Genomic DNA, 19,670 nt, shown 5'->3' with positions numbered 1-19,670 from the left:
CCAGCGGGCCTGAGCGGCTTCGCGACGAGCACCGAACGACACGGCCATCGCAACTGTACGCGTCTTCACCAACGACATCCGCCGATCGCAACTGCGCCAACGGCAGCCCGCAGCGCGCGCCGGCCGCGGGCATGCGGCGCTACGCGCTGCTGTAGCATCGTCTTCGATGGCCGATACCCACGATCCCGAATTCCTGCTGCTTGCGCAACTGGCGACGCTGGTGGAGTGCGAACGTGCCGAAGGCTACGCCTGCATCGCCGCGCGCAGCGAACACGGCGCGCGCTCGGTCGACATCCCGCGGCCGCAGCTGGCGATCCTGCTGCAGGGCCGCAAGCAGGTGCGCACCGCGACGCAGGCGCTGGAGTTCGTGCCGGGCGATCTGTTCCTGGTGACCCGGCGCTGCCGCATCGACGTGGTCAATATTCCCGACCCGCACAGCGGCCTGTACCTGACCGCGGTGATCCCGCTGTGCGAGGAAGCGCTGAGCGCGGCGCGCACGCTGTGGAACGAGCCGCTGCCGGCGGCCGGCGAGGAACTGGCGCGGCTGCGCGCGGTCGAGTTCGGCAGCGCGCTGCTGCAGTGGCGGCAGGCGCTGCAGGATGGCCACTACACCGAAGCCAGGCTGGCGCTGGCGGCGCTGGTGGTCGCGTTCTGCCGGCGCGGCCACGGCGGATTGCTGTTGCCGCCCGCACCCAGCGTCGCCGCGCAGGTGCGCGAACTGGTCGCGGCGCAGCCGCAGCGCGCATGGCGTTCGCGCGATCTCGAGGACAGCCTGGGGCTGAGCGGTGCGACCCTGCGCCGGCACCTGGCCGGCGAAGGCACCACGCTGCGCGAGCTGATCGTCGACGCGCGCCTGGCGCATGCGATGGAACTGCTCTACACCACCCGCTGGCCGCTGAAGACGGTGGCCGCGCGCGCCGGCTACCGCTCCACCCGCAGTTTCAGCCAGCGCTTCCAGCAGCGCTATGGCCTGGATCCGGCGAGCATCGGCAACTAGGAGCCCGTTCGCGCCACGCGCAACCCACCACGCCGCGAGCGCCGCACGCAGCCGAATGAGCGAATCGCGCAGCGCCGCCCGCGCAGCATGCACGGACCGCGGCGACCGCCGCCTCCCTGCTGGAACGTCTCATGCCCGTTTTCGTATCGCGCCCACTGGCCCTGCTGGCGCTGGCCGCCGCCATGGCCGTCTCGTTGCCGCCGGCCGCCCGTGCCGCCGCGCCGGCCGCACCGGCCAGCCAGGTTCCTGGCGTCTATCGCCAGGCGATCGGGACGCTGCGCGTCACCGCGCTGTTCGACGGCACGGTGCCATTGCCGCGCGCGCAACTGTCCAATCTGGAGTCCGGCGCGATCGCGCGCCTGCTCGACCACCGCTACGTGCCCGAGACGCCGCAGGGTCTGCAGACGGCGGTCAACGCCTACCTGATCCAGGACGGCACGCACCTGACCCTGGTCGATACCGGCACCGCCGCCTGCTTCGGCCCCGGCCTGGGCCAGGTGCTGGCGAACCTGCGCGCGGCCGGCTACGCGCCGGCGCAGGTGGACGACGTGCTGCTGACCCACGCCCATCCCGACCACATGTGCGGCCTGCTCGATGCGCAGGGACAGGCCGCCTATCCCAACGCCACGGTGTGGCTGAGCGCGGCCGATGCCGCCTACTGGCTGGATCCGGCCAGCGAAGCCGGCGCACCGCAGATGCTGAAGTTCGCGTTCCCGCTGGCGCGCGCGGCGGCGGCGCCCTACCAGGCCAAGGATCGGCTGCGCCGCTTCCGGCCCGGCGACGCGCTGCCCGGCAACGCTGTAGCGCTGGACACGCACGGCCACACTCCTGGCCACGTGTCCTATCGCTTCGACGGCGGTGGCGGCAAGCAGCTGCTGGTGTGGGGCGATCTGGTGCACTACCACGCGGTGCAGTTCGCGCAGCCGCAGGCCTCCTACGAGGCCGACAGCGATCGCGCTGCGGCGATCGCCGCGCGCAAGCGGACCATGGCGCAGGCCGCCGACGGCGGCTGGTGGATCGCCGGCGCGCATCTGCCGTTCCCGGGACTGGGCCATGTGCGCCGCGACGGCGCTGCGTTCGCCTGGGTCCCCGCCGAGTTCGCGCCGCTGCCGGCGACGCCTTGAGTGCAGCCTTCTCCCGGCGGGAGAAGGAAGAACAGCCGCGGCGCGCTTGAGCCCCTCTCCCGTCGGGAGAGGGGCTGGGGTGAGGGTACGGCGCGAAGCGTCTCGCGGAGTTTGGGTACACGAGGCTTCGCCCGTACCCTCATCCGCCCCTGCGGGGCACCTTCTCCCCAGGGGAGAAGGGAGCAGCCGCTAGCCCCTCTCCCGTCGGGAGAGGGGTTGGGGTGAGGGTATGGCGCGAAGCGTCTCGCAGCGTTTGGTACACGAGGCTTCGCCCGTACCCGCATCCGCCCCTATGGGCGCCCGGCATCGCGCATGCGATGCAGCCAAAGCAGACCGCACGGCCGCGTCCGCTACTCGCGATCGATCGCAGGCAGCCCCTGCGCAGAAGACGCCGGAGGTCCGGCGCCGCCGCACTCATTCCGTAGCGGTCGGCTCCGTATCCAGCCCGAGCCAGCCGCCGACGATACCGCGCGCCTCGTCCACGCCCTGGCGGGTCTCGCCGGAGAACAACTGCACGCTGACCGTGTCGCCGAAGGAACTGGACAGGTCCTTGCGCACCTGCTGCAGCGCCTGCGCCTGCTGGCCGCGGCCGAGCTTGTCGGCCTTGGTCAGCAACGCGTGCGCCGGCAGCCCGCGCTGCACCGCGTAACCGAGCATCTGCCGGTCGTAATCCTTCAGCGGATGGCGGATGTCCATCACCACCACCAAGCCGCGCAGGGCATCGCGGGTGCGGAAATACTTGTCGATGAATGACTGCCAGTGCGCCTGCAGCTCCAGCGGCACCTTGGCGTAGCCGTAGCCGGGCAAGTCCACCAGATAGCGTTCGGGCTGGATCTGGAAGAACACCAGCTGCTGGGTGCGGCCGGGGGTCTTGGACACGCGGGCCAGCGCGTTCTGCCGGGTGAGCGCGTTCAGCGCGCTGGATTTGCCGGCGTTGGAGCGGCCGGCGAAGGCCACCTCCCAGCCCCCGTCCTCCGGCAGCTGCCGGGGGTTGTGGGCGGAAAGCAGATACTGGGCACGTTCTATTAGGAGCGACATGGCGCTAGGATCGCACGTCCGCCGGTCCGGGCGGGGTTCATTGACCGGCAGGGCGCGGCGCAGGGATAATCGCGCGAATGCGGTCGCCGGCCCGGCAGCCGCGGGTCGGGTCACACGGAGCTTCAGCTAATGCGCCACGCTCGCGTTCTTGCCTTTGCTGGTCTAGCGGTTTCCGCCGCCGCTGCGGTCGCGTTCGCGCAGACCTCGGTGGTTCCCATTCCGGACAACGCGCCGGTGCGTACCGCGCCGCTGGAAGGCGACGTCAGCAAGGCCGCCTGGGGCGATGCCAAGGCCGGCCAGGCCAAGGCCGCGTCCTGCGCCGCCTGCCACGGTGCCGACGGCAATCCGTCGATCGCGATGTATCCGCGCATCGCCGGCCAGAGCGAGCGCTACAGCGCGCGGCAGATGGCCTTGATCGCGCACGGCGAACGCACCACCGGCGCGGTCGCGGCGATGGTCCCGTTCGTGCAGCCGCTGAGCGCGCAGGACATGCGCGACATCGGCGCCTATTTCGCCACGCAGAAGGCGGGCGCCGGCATCGCCGACGACGCGGTGGTCAGCGACGGCCCATATGCGGGCATGAAGTTCTACGAGGTCGGCCAGCAGCTGTACCGCGGCGGCGATCCGGCGCGCGGGATTCCGGCGTGCATGGCCTGCCACGGCCCCACCGGCGCAGGCAATCCTGGCCCGGCGTATCCGCACCTGGGCGGCCAGCACGCCGACTACGTGGCGCGGCGCCTGCAGGAGTACCAGTCCGGTACCACCCAGGAACGCGATCCGGCGCTGTTCAAGATCATGGCGCAGGTGGCCAAGCCCTTGACCGAGCAGGAGATGAAGGCGCTGGGCAGTTATCTGCAGGGCCTGCACGATCGCGCCGACGACGCGGCCGCGGCGCAGGTCGCGCCAGCGCAAGCGGCGCCACAACCGGTCGCGCCTGCGCAACAATCCTGATCGCGCGCCGCCGCGGCGGCGCCGGACCGCTTCCCTCTCGCGCCGGTCGTCACGACCGGCGTTCGTTTTTTGCCATGGAGATCGCATGAACCGTCTGCCCCGTCTGCTGCTGTGCCTGCTCACCCTGATGCCGCTGGGCGCCTGCGCGCAGCCCAAGGCCGCCACCGTGGTCGAAGGCGAGGACTACGCGCTGATCGCCAAGCCGCAGCCGTTCGCGCCGCTGGCCGGCAAGATCGAGGTGGTGGAGGTGTTCGGCTACACCTGCCCGCACTGCGCGCACTTCGAGCCGATCCTGGAAGAGTGGACGCGCAAGCAGGGCAAGGATGTGCGGGTGACGCTGGTGCCGGGCGCATTCGGCGGTTTCTGGGACAGCTACGCCAGCGCGTTCTACGCCGCGCAGAAGCTGGGCGTGCAGACCCGCAGCCACCACGCCCTGTTCGAGGCGATCCACGACAAGCACAGCGTGCCGGTGCAGAACGTGGCACCGGAGGAGCTGGCTGCGTTCTATGCCGCGTACGGGGTCAAGCCGCAGGACTTCGTCGCCGCCTACAACAGCCCGCAGGTGACCGCGCAGGTCAAGGCCGCGCGCGACTTCGCCGCGCGCACCGAGATTCCCGGTACCCCGGCGCTGGTGATCAACGGCAAGTACCTGGTCAAGGGCAAGAACTTCCAGGACATGCTGCGCATCGCCGATGCGCTGGTCGCCCGCGAGCGCGCGGGCAAGTAATCCGGCGCTTCATCCCTTCCCGAGCAGGTCGCGCCGCTGTTGCACGTCATGCCGCAAGCAAGAGGGAGGAAGTCACGCCAAGCGATGAAGCGGCCGCGTGTGCGCGCAGCGGCCCTGCGGATTGGCCCTGCAGGGCTGCCAGCCGGTGCGCCGCGCGACTTGACCTCACCGCGCCAGTCAGGCGCGCTGCGCCACACAGCACCAACTGACGGCCTGCCAAACCCACGCGGCCTACCCGGGGAGGGATGACACGCCCCGGCAGCGCGGCGCTTCATCCGCGCCATGGCATCATGATGGGGTTGCCTGTCGCGCTTTTTCGGCGCGGCCGGCGTTTGCCCCCATCCTGCTGGAGATGCCGCCGATGAAGACCCGCTTCGCCCTGACCCTGATGGCCCTGCTGCCGATCCTGGTCGCATGCAAGCCCCAGGACGGCACTGCCGACACCGCCGCCCCGGCCGCCGACGCGCCCGCCGCTGCGCCGGCGGCGCCCGCCACAAGCGACACCGCCCCGGCCGCCGCCGACAACGCCTCCACCCCGGCCGCCGATGCCGCTGCGCAGCCTGCCGCCGACACCCCGGCCGCACCGGTCGCGGCGCGGACGCCGAGCGGCGCCGAACCGGTCGCCGGCACCGACTACGTCGACATCGCGGGCGGCCAGCCGTTCCAGCCGACCAACGGCAAGATCGAGGTGGCCGAGGTGTTCGGCTACGTGTGCCCGGCCTGTGCGCGCTTTCAGCCGCAGATCGGCCCGTGGAAGGCCGGCCTGCCGTCGGACGTGCACTTCGTGTACGTGCCGGCGATGTTCGGCGGCACCTGGGACGACTACGCCCGCGCGTTCTACGCCGCCGAGGCGCTGAACGTGCAGGAAAAGACCCACGAGGCCCTGTACAAGGCGATCCATATCGACCAGACCCTGAAGGGCGAGCGCGGCCGCGATTCGGTGCAGGACATCGCCGGCTTCTATGCCAAGTACGGCGTGGACGCCAAGCAGTTCGCCGACACCATGGGCAGCTTCGCGGTCAGCACCAAGACCAATCGCGCCAAGCAGTTCGCCACGCGCAGCGGCATCACCGGCACGCCGTCGCTGATCGTCAATGGCAAGTACCTGGTCAAGGGCAAGAACTACGACGACATGCTGCGCATCGCCGATCACCTGATCGCGCGCGAACGCGCCACGCTGGCCAAGTAAGCCCGAGCCCCGCCCCCACCGTGACCGTTCCCGCCACCCGCACGCTGCGCGTGCTCACCGCCAATATCCAGGCAGGCTCCAGCACGCGCCGCTACAGCGACTACGTGACCCGCAGCTGGTCGCATGCGCTGCCTGCGGGGAGCAAGCGCAGCAGCCTGGACGCGATCGCGCAGTTGGCCCGCGAGCACGACATCGTCGGCCTGCAGGAAAGCGATCCGGGCAGCCTGCGCTCGGGCTTCACCAACCAGACCCACTATCTGGCCGAGCGCGCTGGCTTCAACTACTGGAGCCACCAGCCGAACCGACGCATGGGCGGCGTGGCCTCCAGCGCCAACGGCCTGCTCAGCCGGCTGGAACCGGTCGAGGTGCAGGACCATCCCCTGCCCGGCCGGCTCGGCGGGCGTGGCGTGCTGCTGGCCAAGTTCGGCGACGGCGCCGAGGGGCTGGCGATCGCGGTGGCGCATCTGTCGCTGGGCGCCAATTCGCGCGCATCGCAGTTGGCCTTCATCGCCGAATTGCTGTCCGACCATCCCAACGCGGTGCTGATGGGCGACTTCAACTGCGTCGCCGACCGGCCGGAGATGCAGGCACTGTACAAGCGCACCCGGCTGCAACCGCCGGGCTGCGTGGTGCCGACCTTCCCCAGCTGGCGCCCGCAGCGCGCGATCGACCACATCCTGGTCAGCGACGGCCTGCGCTGCAACGAACAGCGCGCCTTGCCCGCCGCGTTCTCCGACCACCTGGCGGTGGCCACCGAGATCGAAGTGCCGCAGGGGATGTTGCGCTAGCGCTGGCGGCTGCCGCTTTTTTGTAGGAGCGGCTTCAGCCGCGACGGGCCGTATCGGTAAAGCCCGTCGCGACTGAAGTCGCTCCCACAAGGGGCTACCCTCTGGATCGAAGGCGCCTAGAACTTCAGGTCCGCACGCACATACAGATAGCGCCCGCCCGGGATGTCGTAGGTGGATGCGTCGTAGCCGTTGAGCGAGCACGACAGGCAGATCGGCGGGTCCTTGTCGAAGACGTTGTTGACGCCGCCGCTGACGGTCAGGCCCTTCAGCCAGTCGATGCGGTAGCCCAGCTGCACGTCGTGGTAGGTGGTCGCATCCAGCGTGTTGGTGCCGGCCGCCTGGTCGCTGCACACCGGGAACGCCACCGCGTCGCCGCACTGCTCGGTCAGTTCGGAAATGTGCCGCACCGTCCACGACGCGTTCCAGCGGTCGAGCGACCAGTCCAGGGTCAGGTTGCTGGTCCACTCCGGGATCGCGCTGTCCACCACTTCCACGCCCGGTTCCTGCGGCTGCACCTGGCCGGCGGCGCCGGTGGCGACATAGCGGGTGACGAAGGTGTTCTGCCAGCCGATCTTGAAGCGTCCGGCCGCGGTCTCCGGCGAGGTCCAGAACAGGTCCACGTCCCAGCCGTCGGTCTTGATCGAGCCGAGGTTGGTCAGGCGGTTGTTGAAACCGTTGATGCCGCCGGTGGAGGCCCGGGTGATGCCGGTGCAATAGGTCGGATCGAGCGAGTCCACGCACAGGTCGAGCTGGGTCTGCGCGTTGATCGCCTGGATCGCGCCTTCGATGTCGTGGCGGTAGAAGGTCACCTCGACGTCGAAGCGGTCCGACCACGGTACGTTGCTGGCGAACCACGGGCTCCACACGAAGCCGGCGCTGAAGCTGCGCGCTTCCTCCGGCTCCAGCGCGCGGTTGCCGCCGGTGGTCACCGAGATCTGCGAGTTGGCCTGCTGGTAGCCGGCCGGCACGCCGAGCGCGGCGCAGTTGGCGGCGCTGCCGCGCGGCGGGGTGCCGCCGAGGCCGATCGAGCACGGATCGGACAGGGTCAGGTCGGCGCGCGCGGCCGAGCCGTACAGTTCGCCGATGGTCGGTGCGCGGAAGCCTTCGGCGAAGCTGGTGCGCAGCACGAAGTCCGGCGACACCTGCCAGCGCAGGCCGTACTTCGGGGTGAACTTGCCGCCGAAGGTGGAGTAGTCGGAATAGCGCCCGGCCAGGCTCAGGTCGAGTTTGTCGCCCAGCGGCGAGTCGGCGAAGATCGGTACGCTCAGTTCGAGGTAGGCCTCCTTGACGTCGTAACTGCCCTCGGTCGGCAACGACGGCACGCCGTTGTAGTGGCCGATCACGGTCAGCGGATCGGGCTGGTACCAGCCCTCGTACTTGCGGTACTCCACGCCGGTGGCGAAGGACACCGCGCCGGCCGGCAGCGTGAACAGGTCGCTGCTGAGGTTGGCGGTGAACTGGGTCAGCTCGTTCTGGCTGCGGTCGCGCACCACCGGCTGGATCCAGCGCAGCATCTCCGGGGTGATGCTGCCGGCGCCGCCGAAGATATCCAGCGGCACGCAGCCGGCCACCGCCGCGCATGCGGCCGGGTCGCCCAGCGCCAGGTTGATGTTGTAGATGTTGTAGCTGCCGTAGTTGGTCTGCTCGGCCTTGTTCTTGCTGTAGGCGCCGTTGACGTCCCAGAACCAGGTGCGGTCGGCGCTCTCGAAGCTGCCGATGAAGCCGGTGCCGACGTACTGGGTGTCCACGCGCTGCTCGAACACGCGCGCACCGCCTTCCACCGGCCGGCGCCCGATCATGATCAGGTTGCTGGCCGAATCCAGGTCGAAGCCGAACGGGTTGTACGGGTTGGCCGCGGAAATGACGATGTTGTCGGCCAGCGGATTGCCGGTGCCGGCATCGGGGCCGAGGAAGATCGGTTCCGGTCCGGCCTGGTTGGTCGACTCGCGTCGATTGCCGAGCACCTTCAGGTACCACTGCACGTCGTCGTTGAAGAAGTAGCGGAACTGGCCGAACACGCCCTTGCGTTCGGACGGGGTCAGCAGCAGGTTGGAGGCGGCGAAGTTGTAGCGGTCGGAGGTACCGAAGCAGTGGTAGTCGTCGCTGCGCGTGCAGCCGGCGCTGCCGTCGTAGGCCGGGCCGCGCACGCCGCTGTTCAGGGTCAGGTCCTGCTCGGCGCCGGTGACCGGATCGACGAAGATGAAGCGACCGTCCGGCGTGGCCGAGCTGGCGAAGCTGAGCCCGGTGCCGGGCACCGGATACAGCGACTGCTTGCGATCGCGCGCGTAGATCGGGTCCTGCTTGGTGTAGCTGGCGCCCAGGAACAGACTGGTGCGCTCGGTACTGTGGCCCCAGGCCAGGTCGAAGCCCTTGCTGGCGCCGTCGCCCTTGTCGTACTGGCCGTAGTTCAGCGTGACCTGGCCGCCGTCGAACTTGCGCCGGGTGATGATGTTGACCACGCCGGCGATGGCATCGGAGCCGTACAGCGACGAGGCGCCGTCCTCCAGCACTTCGATCCGCTCGACGATGGCCAACGGGATGGTGTTGAGGTCGGTGGACGAGCCCACGCCCGAGGCCGAGGACTCGTTGACCCAGCGCATGCCGTCGACCAGCACCAGCACCCGCTTGGAGCCCAGATGGCGCAGGTCCACCTGCGCAGAACCGGCGCCGACGCCGCTGCCGTCCGGCGGGAAGCCGAAGTTGCCGGAGGAGTTGAACTTGGCGTTCAACGCCGAGCCGGACGCGGTGAGCTCCTGCAGCACGTCGCCGATCGAGTTCAGCCCGGTGCGTTCGATGTCGGCGCGGCTCAGCGTCTGCACCGGCACCTGGCCTTCCAGCTCGGCCCTGCGGATGCGCGTGCCGGTGACCTGGACGCTGTCCAGGGTGGTGGCCGACTCGGGGGCAGCGGGCGCGGCCTGCTGGGCGATGGCCAGCCCGGGCGAACCGGCCAGCAAGGACAACGAAACGGCGAAAACCAAAGGATGGCGGTGCAGGAAATTCATCCGTCTCTCTCTCCAGAAAGGATGTGGGTCGGCCGCTGCGACCCCCTGCACCGCGACGGCGTGACCCACTTTGTAAACAAAACGTAAACGCTAAGCAAGCGCCAGGAGCCGGATTCGGACAGTCCCGGACCGACTGGACGACTTCGTAGACACGACGGCGGCGTGGCCGGGCGCGCCTGCAGGCAGCGCGGGACACGCCATGTCATGCGGACGCGCGCGGAAACATGCCGCAGCAGCGACATTCCCGCTGGTGGCGCGAGCGATCCGGCCGGGCGCTGTCCCCGGCAGTGTCGGTCGGGCCGCTGCGAGTCAAGGACGCGATCGGCCCATGGCGCAGCGACGCGGCGGCCGAGGCAGCAACGCCTGTTGCGCCTGTTGCCATGCACGGCGGAGGCGGGCCGATGCAGCACGAAGAGCGGCTTGCGGCGGACGGCGTCGCCGGGCATGGAACGCATTCCCGCATCTGCTCCACGCCCAATCGGTCCGGCGCGCGATGGCCGTGGCGGCATCGCCCATGCGCGCGCCACCCAGCACCGCGCAGGCTGCTGCCCACCGCAAGGCACAGCCGGCGCAAGGTCTCGATCCCGCGATTCCCGTCAACGTGTCTGTTCCGATCGACATCGCTGCACAGGCCGCCGCATGCCTCAGCGAACGCGCCAGCGCGGCGCGGTCCACCTACGCTGGCGAAGCCGCCGCGCTCTTTCCCGGCGCGTCGATTCATCGACGTTCGGTATAGTCCTGCGCATGAAATTGCGCACGTCTCTCCTGCTGCTCGCCGCCGCGTTATGCGGCACCGCTCCCGCCCTCGCCCAGAATCTGGATGCCCAGCGTCCGGCGCTGCGCGCGGCGATCGACGCCGCCGAGCGCGGCCAGTTCGATCCCGCCCAGGCAGCGGCATTCAGGCAGCATCCGCTGTACGGCTGGCTCGAATACGCCAACCTGCGCCGCAATATCGACCGCGTCTCCGACGCGCAGGCGCAGGATTTCCTCAAGCGCTACGCCGGGCAACCGGTGGCCGAGAGTTTCCGCACGCTGTGGCTGCCGGCGCTGGCGCGGCGCCAGGATTGGCCGGCGCTGCTGGCCAACTGGAAGCCCACCGACAACACCGGCCTGCGCTGTGCCCAGCTCAATGCGCGCCAGGCCACCGGCCGCGCCGATGCGCAATGGGTCGACGAGGCGCAGGCGTTGTGGCGCAGCAGCGGCAAGTCGCTGCCGGATGCCTGCGACTCGGTGTTCGCGGTGCTGCAGGCGCGCGGCGGCATGACCGACGCATTGCGCTGGACGCGCGTGGAAGCGGCGGCCGACGCGCAGCAGCCGGCGGTGATGCGCAGCGCCGCGCGCGGCCTGCCCGCCGCCGAGCTGGCCCTGGCCAACGACTACGCGGCGTTCCTGGACGCGGTGCATACGCGTGCGCTGACCTGGCCGAAGACCGAGCGCAGCCGCAAGGTGGCGGTGGACGGCCTGGAAAAACTGGCCAAGACCGATCCGGATGCGGCCGAGCGGCAGTTGCCGCAGTTCGCCCAGGCGCTGCAGCTGAGCGAGGCGCAACGCGGCGAGGTGCTGTACCAGATCGCGCTGTGGACCGTGGCGTCCTACGGCCCGGATTCGGCGCGCCGGCTCAACGCGGTGCCCGAGTCCGCCTACGACGAACGCCTGCACGAGTGGCGCGCGCGCGAGGCGATGTCGCGCGGCGACTGGCCCGCGGCGCTGGCGGCGATCCGCAAGATGGCGCCGGCGCAGCGCAGCGATTCGCGCTGGCAGTATTTCGAGGCGCGGCTGGCGGAGAAGACCGGCAATGCCGGCGAGGCGCAGCGGCTGTACCGCGAGGCGGCCAAGTCCGCCACCTTCCACGGCTTCATGGCCGCCGACCGGCTCAAGCAGCCGTACGCGCTGTGTCCGTGGGAGCCCAACGACAGCGCGCAGGCACAGGCCGCGGTCGCGCGCGATCCGGCATTGGTGCGCGCGCTGGAACTGTTCAAGATCGAGCGCGCGTCCTGGGCGGTGGCCGAATGGAACGACGCGCTGAGCCGCTTCGACGACACCCGGCGGCGCATCGCGGTGGAAGTGGCGCGCGACAACGGCTGGTTCGACCGCGCAGTGTTCTCGCTGGGCAAGTCGCCGGACGAGCAGCGCCTGTATTCGCTGCGCTTCCCGTTGCACCACGACGCCACCATCCGCCGCGAAGCCGGCAAGAACGCCATCGACCCGGCCTGGGTCGCCGCCGAAATCCGCGCCGAGAGCATCTTCAATCCGAACGCGCGTTCGCCGGCCAATGCGATGGGCCTGATGCAGGTGCTGCCGGCCACCGGCGCCAGCGTCGCCAGGAACCTCGGCCTGGCCGGATACGGCGGTGCCGCCAGCCTGTACGACCCGGACACCAACATCGCCATCGGCACCGCCTACCTGCGCCAGCTGCTGAATACCTACGGCCTGCCGTACCTGACCATCGCCGCCTACAACGCCGGCCCCGGCCCGGCGCAGCGCTGGCAGAGCCAACGCCCCGGCCACGACGCCGACTTCTGGATCGAGACGATCAGCTACAAGGAAACCCGTGAGTACGTCGCACGCATCCTCGCCTTCAGCGTGATCTACGACTGGCGCCTCAACGGCGACGCGCTGCCGGTCAGCGACCGCATGCTCGGCAAGCTGGACGCGCCGCGCAAGAAGTTCGTCTGCCCATCCACCGGCGCCAACGCCGGGACCGGACAATGAGTCCCCGCTCCGCTGCGCAGGAGCGGCGCGACACCTACGCAGCCGCTGTTCCGGGTCCCCGGGCCCCCGTCCCCGGTCCCGCCCGATGAAGACCTACCTCGTCGGCGGCGCCGTCCGCGATAGCCTGCTCAAGCAGCCGCCAGGTGACCGCGACTGGGTCGTGGTCGGCGCCACGCCGCAGCGGATGCTGGAACTGGGTTACAAGCAGGTCGGCCGCGATTTCCCGGTGTTCCTGCATCCGCACAACGGCGAGGAATACGCGCTGGCGCGCACCGAGCGCAAGTCCGGGCGCGGCTACCACGGCTTCGTCGTCGACGCCGACCCGTCGGTGACGTTGGAAGAAGACCTACAGCGGCGCGACTTCACCATCAACGCGATCGCCCGCGACGAGGACAGCGGTGCGCTGGTCGATCCCTACGGCGGCGTGCGCGACATCGAACAGCGCGTACTGCGCCATATCGGCCCCGCGTTCGGCGAAGACCCGCTGCGCGTGCTGCGCGCCGCGCGCTTCATGGCGCGGCTTGCCCCGCTGGGTTTCAGCGTGGCGCCGGAAACGCTGGCGCTGATGCGCCAGATGGCGGCCAGCGGCGAACTGGACACGCTGGTGCCCGAGCGCGTGTGGCAGGAACTGCGGCGCAGCCTGGCCGCGGCGCAGCCGTCGGCGTTCCTGCGCACGCTGCACGACGCCGACGCGCTGCGCAGCGTGCTGCCGGAACTGGACGCGTTGTACGGCGTGCCGCAGCGCGCCGAATACCATCCCGAGATCGATACCGGGCGCCATCAGGAACTGGTCAGCGACATGGCCGCGCGGCTCGCGCCGGGCGATGCGCTGATCGGTTTCGCCGCACTGACCCACGACCTGGGCAAGGCGCTGACGCCGGAAGCGGAATGGCCCCGCCACGTGATGCACGAACAGCGCGGCGTCACCCCGCTGCGCGCACTGTGCGAGCGCCTGAAGCTGCCGCAGGAACACCGCCAGCTGGCCGAGATCGCCTGCCGCGAGCACCTGAACGTACATCGCCTGGCCGAGCTGCGCGATCGCACCGTGCACGAACTGCTGCAGCGCTGCGACGGCTTCCGCAAGCCCGAGCGCATCGCGCAACTGGCGCTGGTGTGCGAGGCCGACAAGCGCGGCCGCCTCGGCAGCGAGGACGCCGACTACCCGCAGGGCCGCGAACTGCAGCGCCTGCACGCCGCCGCGCTGGCGATCAACGCCCGCGACCTGGCCGCGCAGGGCCTGAGCGGCCCGCAAATCGGCGAAGCATTGGCGAAGGCGCGGATCAAGGCGATCGCCGCAGCGCGCGCCGCGCTCGCGGACTGACGCGGCCAGGCCTCACGCCACATATCTCGCAGTTTGGCCCAGGCGCTTGTTCCGTGATTCTGGGAAACCCTGTAGGAGCGGCTTCAGCCGCGACAGGTCGTCGGCGATCTCGATCGGCAACAGGTCGCTCGGATATCTGTCGCGGCTGAAGCCGCTCCTACAACAAACCGCCGTCGCAGATGTCTTGGCCGAATTCGCCAGCCGCGCGCACCGCGGCCATCAATAGCGCGCCAGCACCGCACGCACCGCTCGCAGATAGCCGCTACCGAACAGGTTGAGGTGGTTGAGCAGGTGGTAGAGGTTGTACAGCGGCGCGCGTTCGCGCCAGTCCGCCGCCAGGGGCGCGTGCTCGGCATAGCCGAGGAACAGCTGCGGGTCGGGGTCGCCGAACAGCAGCAGCATCGCCAGCTCGGCCTCGGCCCAGCCGTAGTGCGCCGCGCCGGCATCGATCAGCGCCGGCAGTCCGTCACCGGCGCAATGCAGGTTGCCCTGCCATAGATCGCCGTGCAGCAGCGCCGGCGGCTGCGCCGGGATCAGCTGCGGCAGGCGTGCGTACAGCCGTTCGAGGCGCGTCATGTCGGCAGGTACCAGCGCTGCGTTGCGCAGCGCGCGCTCTGCCTGCGGGCGCAACCGTCGCTCGACGAAGAACCGATACCCATCGCTGTCGGTACGGTTGTCCTGTGGACCATCGCCGATATAACCGTCCTGGTCGAAACCGAAGCGCTCGCTGCGTACGCGGTGCTGGCGCGCCAGGCCCTCGCCGGCGAGTCGGGCGAAGTGCGGATGCGGCGCTGCCGCGCCCAGGTCTTCGAGCAACAGCCAGTCTTCGCCATACGCATAGATCTGCGGCACGCGCAGACCACCGGCAACGCGCAGTGCGTCCAGGCCGCGCACTTCAGCGGCGAAGAAGTCGGCCGGCATCGCGCGGCGGCGTTTGCAGATTGCGCGACGGCCGTCGCGCAACGTCAGCCGGTGCAGGCCGTCGCTGCGCGGCAGCGGGAACGGGACGCTCGTGGTCGATTGCATCGCACGAGGCTAGAGCGGCTTCGGTCAAGGCGATGTCGCGTGCGACATGCGACATCGGTCGCGGCGCGCGTCACCGGCAGGGCGGCGACGGCCGGCGCGCTCTACAACGCAGGCACGCAGTCTGCGCCCGCAGCGCAACGCGCGACGCCTGGCTGGCGTTGCCGCCGGGCGTCGGACATCGCCGATCTGCCGTTTTACTCCATCGCTCCGGCGATCCAGGTGTGCCGCACCTGCAGCGCGTCGTCGAGCAGCACCAGGTCGGCCTGGTAGCCCGCTGCGATGCGGCCGTAGCGGTCGTCCAGGCCCACGCATTGCGCCGGATACAGCGAGGCCATGCGCGCGGCTTCGTCGAGCGTCACGCCCAGCCACTGCACGCTGTTGCGCACCGCGCTGGCCATGTCCAGCGCCGAGCCGGCCAGCGTGCCGGCGGCGTTGCGCACCACGCCATCCACGGCGGTGATGGTTTCGCCGTACAGGTCGAAGCTGGGGCTGTCGGCGCCGACCATCGGCATCGCGTCGGTGACCAGGAACAGCGTGCCGCGCGGCTTGGCCGCCAGCGCCACGCGCAGGCTGGCCGGATGCACGTGCACGCCGTCGACGATCAGGCCGCACCAGGCGTGGCGGTCTTCCAGCGCCGCGCCCACCGCGCCGGGATCGCGCCCCTGCAGCGGCGACATCGCGTTGTACAGATGGGTGAAGCCGCAGATGCCCGCGTCCAGGCCGGCGCGAATCTCGTCGTAGCTGCCGGCGGTGTGCCCGGCGAACACGCGCGCGCCGGTCGCCGCCAGGGCGCGGATGCTGTCGGCCGGCAGGCGCTCCGGCGCCAGCGTGATCAGGGTGACGCCATTGTCCAGCGAGGTGGCCAGCGCCAGTTCCTCGGCATCGGGCACGCGGAACTTGTCGACGTTGTGGGTGCCCTTGCGCGCCGGCGCCAGGTACGGGCCTTCCAGGTGGATGCCGAGCACGCCCGGCACGCCGTCGGCGATCGCCTGGCGGGTCGCGGCGATCGCCGCGCGCATCACCGCCACGTCGTCGCTGATCAGCGTCGGCAGGTAGCCGGTGGTGCCGTAGCGGCGATGCGCCTGGCCGATGCGGCGCAGCGCGTCGGCGTCGGTGTGGTTGTTGAACAGCACGCCGCCGCCGCCGTTGACCTGCAGGTCGATGAAGCCCGGCAGCAGCGTGCCGCCGCCCAGGTCCAGCTGCTGCGCCGCCGCGGCCACGCGCGCGTCGCCGTCGTCGAGCACCGCGGCGATGCGTCCGCCGTCCAGCAGCACGCTCACGCCATCGAGGAATCCGTCCTCGCCGAGTACGCGCGCATTGCGCAGCGCCGTCGTCGTCATTACACCGTCTCCGTCACTTTGTTCAGATGCGGCGGCAGGTCCGGGTTGTAGCCGCGGCGCAGCGCCAGCGCGTTGATCGCGCGGTAGAAACTCTGGATGGTCAGCAGCGGCGCGCACACCGGGTGCGGCGCGGCGACCAGCGGCAGGTCGCCGTCGGCGCTGGCCAGCCACACCTGCGCGCCGCGGCCGCGGAACTCTTCGGCCAGGCTGCGGGTGCCGGGGCCGGTCTCGTCCGGCTGGGCGAAGGCCAGCACCGGGAAGCCGGGGCCGACCAGCGCCATCGGCCCGTGCTTCACTTCCGCCGAGCTGTACGCCTCGGCATGCAGGCCGCAGGTTTCCTTGAACTTCAGCGCCGCCTCCTGCGCGGCGGCCAGGCCCAGGCCGCGGCCGAGCACGAACAGGTTGTGCGCATCGGCCAGGCCGTCGGTGAGCGGGCGCCAGTCGGCCTGCCAGGCGGCGCGCAGCGCCTGCGGCAGCGCGTCCAGCTCGGCGAGCAGCGCCGGGTCGTTCTTCCAGTACGCGCCGAGCTGCAGGATCGCCGCCAGCGAGGCCAGGTAGCTCTTGGTCGCCGCCACGCTCTTCTCCGGGCCGGCGCCGAGCGGAATCACCGTGTCGGCCAGCTGTGCCAATGGCGAATCCTCGACGTTGACCAGCGCCACCACGCGCGCGCCGGCGGCCTTGGCCGCTTCCGCGTTGCGCAGCAGGTCCGGGCTCTTGCCGGACTGCGAGATCACCACGTACAGCGCGCCGCGCAACTGCAGCGGCGAGGCGTACACCGAGCCCACCGACGGCGAGGCCGAGGCGGTGACCACGCCGAGCTGGGTCTCGAACAGGTACTTGGCGTAGGTCGCGGCGTGGTCGGAACTGCCGCGCGCGCAGGTGACCACGAACGGCGGCGGATCGGCGCGCAGCGCCGCGGCCAGCGCGCTCACCACCGCATGGTTGCGCGCGAACTGCGCGGCGACGACGTCGGCGGTTTGCGCCGCTTCGCGGAACATCAGGGTTTCGGTTTCGGTGGGCAATGCCATGGGCAGGGTCATGTGGGATCGGGGGAAGGAGAGCGGCGGGAGTGCGGCTGCATCGGCGCGGTGGAGCCGCGCACCACCAGCTGCGGCACGAAACCCTGGTTGTGCATCGGCGCCGGATGCTCTTCGTAGGCATCGCTGCGCAGCTGGCTGATCAGCAGCCGCGCGGCATGGCGGGCGATGTCCTCGGTGGCCTGCTTGGCGGTAGTCAGCGCCGGCCACGACTGGCGCGAGAACGGGCTGTCCTCGAAGCCGGCGATGGACAGGTCGTAGGGCACGTTCATGCCGGCCGACTTGGCCGCGGCCAGCACGCCGGCGGCGATCTCGTCGTTGGAACCGAAGATCGCGGTCGGCGGTTCGCGCAGCGCCAGCAACCGCCGCGCGCCGCGGAAACCGTCGTCGAAGGTGTAGTCGCCGGGAATCACCAGGTGCTTGTCCAGGGTGATGCCGTAGTCCTTCAGCGCCGCTTCGTAGCCGGCATAGCGCTCGCCGCTGGAGCGGTGCGAGGTACCGCCCCACAGGAAACCGATGCGCTGGTGGCCGAGCTGGATCAGGTGCTCGGTGACCTCGTAGGCGGCGTCGCGGTCGTCGACGTAGACGCAGGGGCCGTCCTTGGGATCCTCGGTGGCGGCGATGATGCGCACGGTCTTGATCCCACGCGCGCTCAACGCCGCGACCAGTTCGGCGCGCTCGGACATCGGCGCGGTCAGCACCAGTCCGGCCAGGCGCGAGCGCTGGGTCCACTCGGCCAGTTCCTCGGCCAGCATCGGCGAGGTCGAGTCGCAGGGATGGATCTGCAGGCCGAAGCCGGTCTCGCGGCACGCCGCCAGCACGCCGTTCTGCACGCCGATGATGTGGTACGGATTGGGGTTGTCGTACACCAGCCCGATCACGAACGGGGTGCCGCTGCGCAGGTTGCGCGCCGACGGATCCGGCTCGTAGTCCAGCTCGGCGATGGCGTGCAGCACGCGTGCGCGCGTGGCCTGCATCACCGACGGTTCGTTGTTGATGACCCGCGACACGGTCTTCAGCGACACCCGCGCCCGTTCGGCGACGTCTTTGATGGTGGGTCTACGCATGCTGCGGTCCTGCACGTCGGGAAGTGTGCCCATGATGCGCGATCACGCGCCGGCCGAGGCCTGGCCGGCGCGGTGGCCGATCAGGGAATAGAACAGGATGTACAGATAGCAGGGCACCATCAGCAGCAGGAACACCAGCTGGAAGTCGAAGTGCTGCTTCAGCACCGCGAACAGCTGCGGGATGATCGCGCCGCCGGCGATGCCCATCACCAGCAGCGCCGAGCCGATCTCGGTGTGGCGGCCCAGGCCCTTGATCGCCAGCGGGAAGATCGCCGGCCACATCATCGCGTTGGCGAAGCCCAGCGCGGCGACGAAGGCCACCGACACGTAGCCATGGGTGACGTAGGCGCCGAGCGAGAACAGCACGCCCAGCAGCGCCGAGACGCTGAGGTAGCGCGCCTGCGAGATCACCTTCGGGATCAGCAGCAGGCCGGCGACGTAGCCGGCCAGCATCGCCGCCAGGGTGAACGAGGTGAACAGCTTGGTCTGGTCCAGCGGCAGGTGGAAGCCGTTGCCGTAGGTGCCGATCGCATCGCCGGCCATCACTTCCACGCCCACGTACACGAACAGGCACAGCACGCCCAGCCACAGGTGCGGGAACTGGAAGATGCTGGTCTTCTGCGCGGCATTGCCGGCGGCGGCCGGCGTGGCGTTGGCTTCGGACGCCTTCAGCTCCGGCAACGGCGAGAACAGCACGCCGATCGCCACCAGCACCAGCACTCCGGCCATCACCAGGTACGGCAGGTGGATCTTGGCGGCGAACGCATCGAGCAGCACGTCCTTGGCCACCGGGTCGGCGGCCTGCACCTGCATGGACAGGTCGCCGACGCCGTGCAGCACCAGCGTGCCGATCAGGAACGGCGCCAGGATGCCGGCGATCTTGTTGCAGATGCCCATCACCGCGATGCGCCGCGCCGCGCTCTCGATCGGGCCGAGGATGCTGATGTACGGATTGATCGCGGTCTGCAGCAGCGCCAGGCTGCTGCCGATCACGAACAGGCCGGCCAGCGCGCCGGGATAGAAACGCTGCGTGGCGAACTGGCCGAACGCCGCCGCGCCCACCGCCATCACCACCAGGCTCAGCGCCAGGCCCTTCTTCATGCCGGTGCGCTTGAGGATCCACGACGACGGCAGCGCCAGGAAGAAATACGACAGGTAGAACACCATCAGCACCAGGAACGCGTTGACCTCGTTGAGGTCGAACGCCAGCCGCACGAAGGTGATCAGCGGGCCGTTGATCCAGGTGAAGAAGCCGATGATGAAGAACAGCAACCCGACGATGGCGATCGAGGCGAAGGGACTGGCAGGCCGTGCGGTGGTCATGGGCGGGCGGGCTCCGGGAAGGCGCGTG

At 70.1% G+C, this 19,670-nt stretch carries 16 protein-coding genes; 9 read left to right on the top strand and 7 right to left on the bottom strand.

The genetic code is table 11. The annotated features are described in order from the left end of the window. Positions 1-166: 166 nt before the first annotated feature. Together VDQ83_RS04710 and VDQ83_RS04705 are read left to right on the top strand one after the other, a co-directional pair. The gene (locus VDQ83_RS04710) at positions 167-997 is read left to right on the top strand and encodes a helix-turn-helix domain-containing protein (protein WP_263395715.1); all 831 of its coding nucleotides are present in this window, start codon (positions 167-169) and stop codon (positions 995-997) included. A 131-nt stretch (positions 998-1,128) separates the two neighbouring features. Continuing rightward, the gene (locus tag VDQ83_RS04705; RefSeq protein WP_455434046.1) at positions 1,129-2,121 is read left to right on the top strand and encodes an MBL fold metallo-hydrolase; all 993 of its coding nucleotides are present in this window, start codon (positions 1,129-1,131) and stop codon (positions 2,119-2,121) included. A gap of 414 nt (positions 2,122-2,535) precedes the next feature. Here the strand turns inward: VDQ83_RS04705 and yihA are convergent, their stop codons facing one another. Next, entirely contained in the window at positions 2,536-3,159 is a 624-nt protein-coding gene (yihA, locus tag VDQ83_RS04700) for a ribosome biogenesis GTP-binding protein YihA/YsxC (RefSeq protein ID WP_263395717.1), read from the bottom strand. A gap of 129 nt (positions 3,160-3,288) precedes the next feature. On the opposite strand from yihA, the gene VDQ83_RS04695 reads away from it, so the two are divergent. The 4 genes from VDQ83_RS04695 to VDQ83_RS04680 all read left to right on the top strand — a co-directional run bounded on the left by VDQ83_RS04695 (position 3,289) and on the right by VDQ83_RS04680 (position 6,814). Further along, a complete protein-coding gene (locus VDQ83_RS04695) occupies positions 3,289-4,110 on the top strand; it encodes a c-type cytochrome (protein ID WP_455434045.1) in 822 nt (273 codons plus the stop codon). An 85-nt stretch (positions 4,111-4,195) separates the two neighbouring features. After that, the gene (locus VDQ83_RS04690; RefSeq protein ID WP_309914074.1) at positions 4,196-4,837 is read left to right on the top strand and encodes a thiol:disulfide interchange protein DsbA/DsbL; all 642 of its coding nucleotides are present in this window, start codon (positions 4,196-4,198) and stop codon (positions 4,835-4,837) included. A 361-nt stretch (positions 4,838-5,198) separates the two neighbouring features. Next, positions 5,199-6,026 carry a thiol:disulfide interchange protein DsbA/DsbL gene (locus VDQ83_RS04685; protein ID WP_455434044.1) on the top strand — a complete coding sequence of 276 codons (828 nt, stop codon included), beginning with the start codon at positions 5,199-5,201 and terminating at the stop codon, positions 6,024-6,026. A gap of 20 nt (positions 6,027-6,046) precedes the next feature. Next, positions 6,047-6,814: an endonuclease/exonuclease/phosphatase family protein gene (locus VDQ83_RS04680; protein WP_263395721.1), complete on the top strand. Its 768-nt coding sequence runs from the start codon at positions 6,047-6,049 to the stop codon at positions 6,812-6,814. 116 nt (positions 6,815-6,930) lie between these two features. Here the strand turns inward: VDQ83_RS04680 and VDQ83_RS04675 are convergent, their stop codons facing one another. After that, a complete protein-coding gene (locus tag VDQ83_RS04675) occupies positions 6,931-9,816 on the bottom strand; it encodes a TonB-dependent receptor (RefSeq protein ID WP_455434043.1) in 2,886 nt (961 codons plus the stop codon). Between the two features lie 514 nt (positions 9,817-10,330). Between VDQ83_RS04675 and VDQ83_RS04670 the strand changes: the two genes are divergently transcribed. The 3 genes from VDQ83_RS04670 (at position 10,331) to VDQ83_RS04660 (ending at position 13,849) form a co-directional block, all read left to right on the top strand. Further along, complete coding sequence (locus VDQ83_RS04670) at positions 10,331-10,552, top strand: hypothetical protein (protein WP_455434042.1); 222 nt, start codon at positions 10,331-10,333, stop codon at positions 10,550-10,552. An 8-nt stretch (positions 10,553-10,560) separates the two neighbouring features. After that, complete coding sequence (locus VDQ83_RS04665; RefSeq protein ID WP_455434041.1) at positions 10,561-12,528, top strand: transglycosylase SLT domain-containing protein; 1,968 nt, start codon at positions 10,561-10,563, stop codon at positions 12,526-12,528. Between the two features lie 85 nt (positions 12,529-12,613). After that, the gene (locus tag VDQ83_RS04660) at positions 12,614-13,849 is read left to right on the top strand and encodes a multifunctional CCA addition/repair protein (protein ID WP_455434040.1); all 1,236 of its coding nucleotides are present in this window, start codon (positions 12,614-12,616) and stop codon (positions 13,847-13,849) included. Positions 13,850-14,068: 219 nt separating this feature from the next. Here VDQ83_RS04660 and VDQ83_RS04655 read toward each other — a convergent pair whose 3' ends face one another. The 5 genes from VDQ83_RS04655 to VDQ83_RS04635 form a co-directional block, all read right to left on the bottom strand. Further along, positions 14,069-14,875, bottom strand: coding sequence for a fructosamine kinase family protein (locus VDQ83_RS04655; protein WP_455434039.1), 807 nt, complete (start codon positions 14,873-14,875; stop codon positions 14,069-14,071). Between the two features lie 194 nt (positions 14,876-15,069). Next, the gene (gene nagA, locus VDQ83_RS04650; RefSeq protein ID WP_263395726.1) at positions 15,070-16,215 is read right to left on the bottom strand and encodes an N-acetylglucosamine-6-phosphate deacetylase; all 1,146 of its coding nucleotides are present in this window, start codon (positions 16,213-16,215) and stop codon (positions 15,070-15,072) included. Further along, the gene (locus VDQ83_RS04645; RefSeq protein ID WP_455434143.1) at positions 16,215-17,243 is read right to left on the bottom strand and encodes an SIS domain-containing protein; all 1,029 of its coding nucleotides are present in this window, start codon (positions 17,241-17,243) and stop codon (positions 16,215-16,217) included. The genes nagA and VDQ83_RS04645 overlap by 1 nt, the downstream gene beginning before the upstream one ends. An 8-nt stretch (positions 17,244-17,251) precedes the next feature. After that, positions 17,252-18,319, bottom strand: a complete 1,068-nt coding sequence (locus VDQ83_RS04640; protein ID WP_263395727.1) for a LacI family DNA-binding transcriptional regulator — start codon at positions 18,317-18,319, stop codon at positions 17,252-17,254. A 42-nt stretch (positions 18,320-18,361) separates the two neighbouring features. Continuing rightward, positions 18,362-19,642: a sugar MFS transporter gene (locus VDQ83_RS04635; RefSeq protein WP_309914043.1), complete on the bottom strand. Its 1,281-nt coding sequence runs from the start codon at positions 19,640-19,642 to the stop codon at positions 18,362-18,364. Positions 19,643-19,670: the final 28 nt, after the last annotated feature.

The organism is Xanthomonas sp. WHRI 7945 (assembly GCF_035026585.1).
The sequence above is the reverse complement of the archived record's forward strand: the minus strand, read 5'-3'. Positions and strand labels throughout refer to the sequence as shown.

Bases quoted from the DNA above. Each gene is read 5' to 3' on its own strand.
- VDQ83_RS04710 (WP_263395715.1), top strand. From the start codon at position 167: ATGGCCGATACCCACGATCCCGAATTCCTGCTGCTTGCGCAACTGGCG.
- VDQ83_RS04705 (WP_455434046.1), top strand. From the start codon at position 1,129: ATGCCCGTTTTCGTATCGCGCCCACTGGCCCTGCTGGCGCTGGCCGCC.
- yihA (WP_263395717.1), bottom strand. From the start codon at position 3,159: ATGTCGCTCCTAATAGAACGTGCCCAGTATCTGCTTTCCGCCCACAAC.
- VDQ83_RS04695 (WP_455434045.1), top strand. From the start codon at position 3,289: ATGCGCCACGCTCGCGTTCTTGCCTTTGCTGGTCTAGCGGTTTCCGCC.
- VDQ83_RS04690 (WP_309914074.1), top strand. From the start codon at position 4,196: ATGAACCGTCTGCCCCGTCTGCTGCTGTGCCTGCTCACCCTGATGCCG.
- VDQ83_RS04685 (WP_455434044.1), top strand. From the start codon at position 5,199: ATGAAGACCCGCTTCGCCCTGACCCTGATGGCCCTGCTGCCGATCCTG.
- VDQ83_RS04675 (WP_455434043.1), bottom strand. From the start codon at position 9,816: ATGAATTTCCTGCACCGCCATCCTTTGGTTTTCGCCGTTTCGTTGTCC.
- VDQ83_RS04670 (WP_455434042.1), top strand. From the start codon at position 10,331: ATGCGCGCGCCACCCAGCACCGCGCAGGCTGCTGCCCACCGCAAGGCA.
- VDQ83_RS04665 (WP_455434041.1), top strand. From the start codon at position 10,561: ATGAAATTGCGCACGTCTCTCCTGCTGCTCGCCGCCGCGTTATGCGGC.
- VDQ83_RS04660 (WP_455434040.1), top strand. From the start codon at position 12,614: ATGAAGACCTACCTCGTCGGCGGCGCCGTCCGCGATAGCCTGCTCAAG.
- VDQ83_RS04655 (WP_455434039.1), bottom strand. From the start codon at position 14,875: ATGCAATCGACCACGAGCGTCCCGTTCCCGCTGCCGCGCAGCGACGGC.
- nagA (WP_263395726.1), bottom strand. From the start codon at position 16,215: ATGACGACGACGGCGCTGCGCAATGCGCGCGTACTCGGCGAGGACGGA.
- VDQ83_RS04645 (WP_455434143.1), bottom strand. From the start codon at position 17,243: ATGGCATTGCCCACCGAAACCGAAACCCTGATGTTCCGCGAAGCGGCG.
- VDQ83_RS04640 (WP_263395727.1), bottom strand. From the start codon at position 18,319: ATGCGTAGACCCACCATCAAAGACGTCGCCGAACGGGCGCGGGTGTCG.
- VDQ83_RS04635 (WP_309914043.1), bottom strand. From the start codon at position 19,642: ATGACCACCGCACGGCCTGCCAGTCCCTTCGCCTCGATCGCCATCGTC.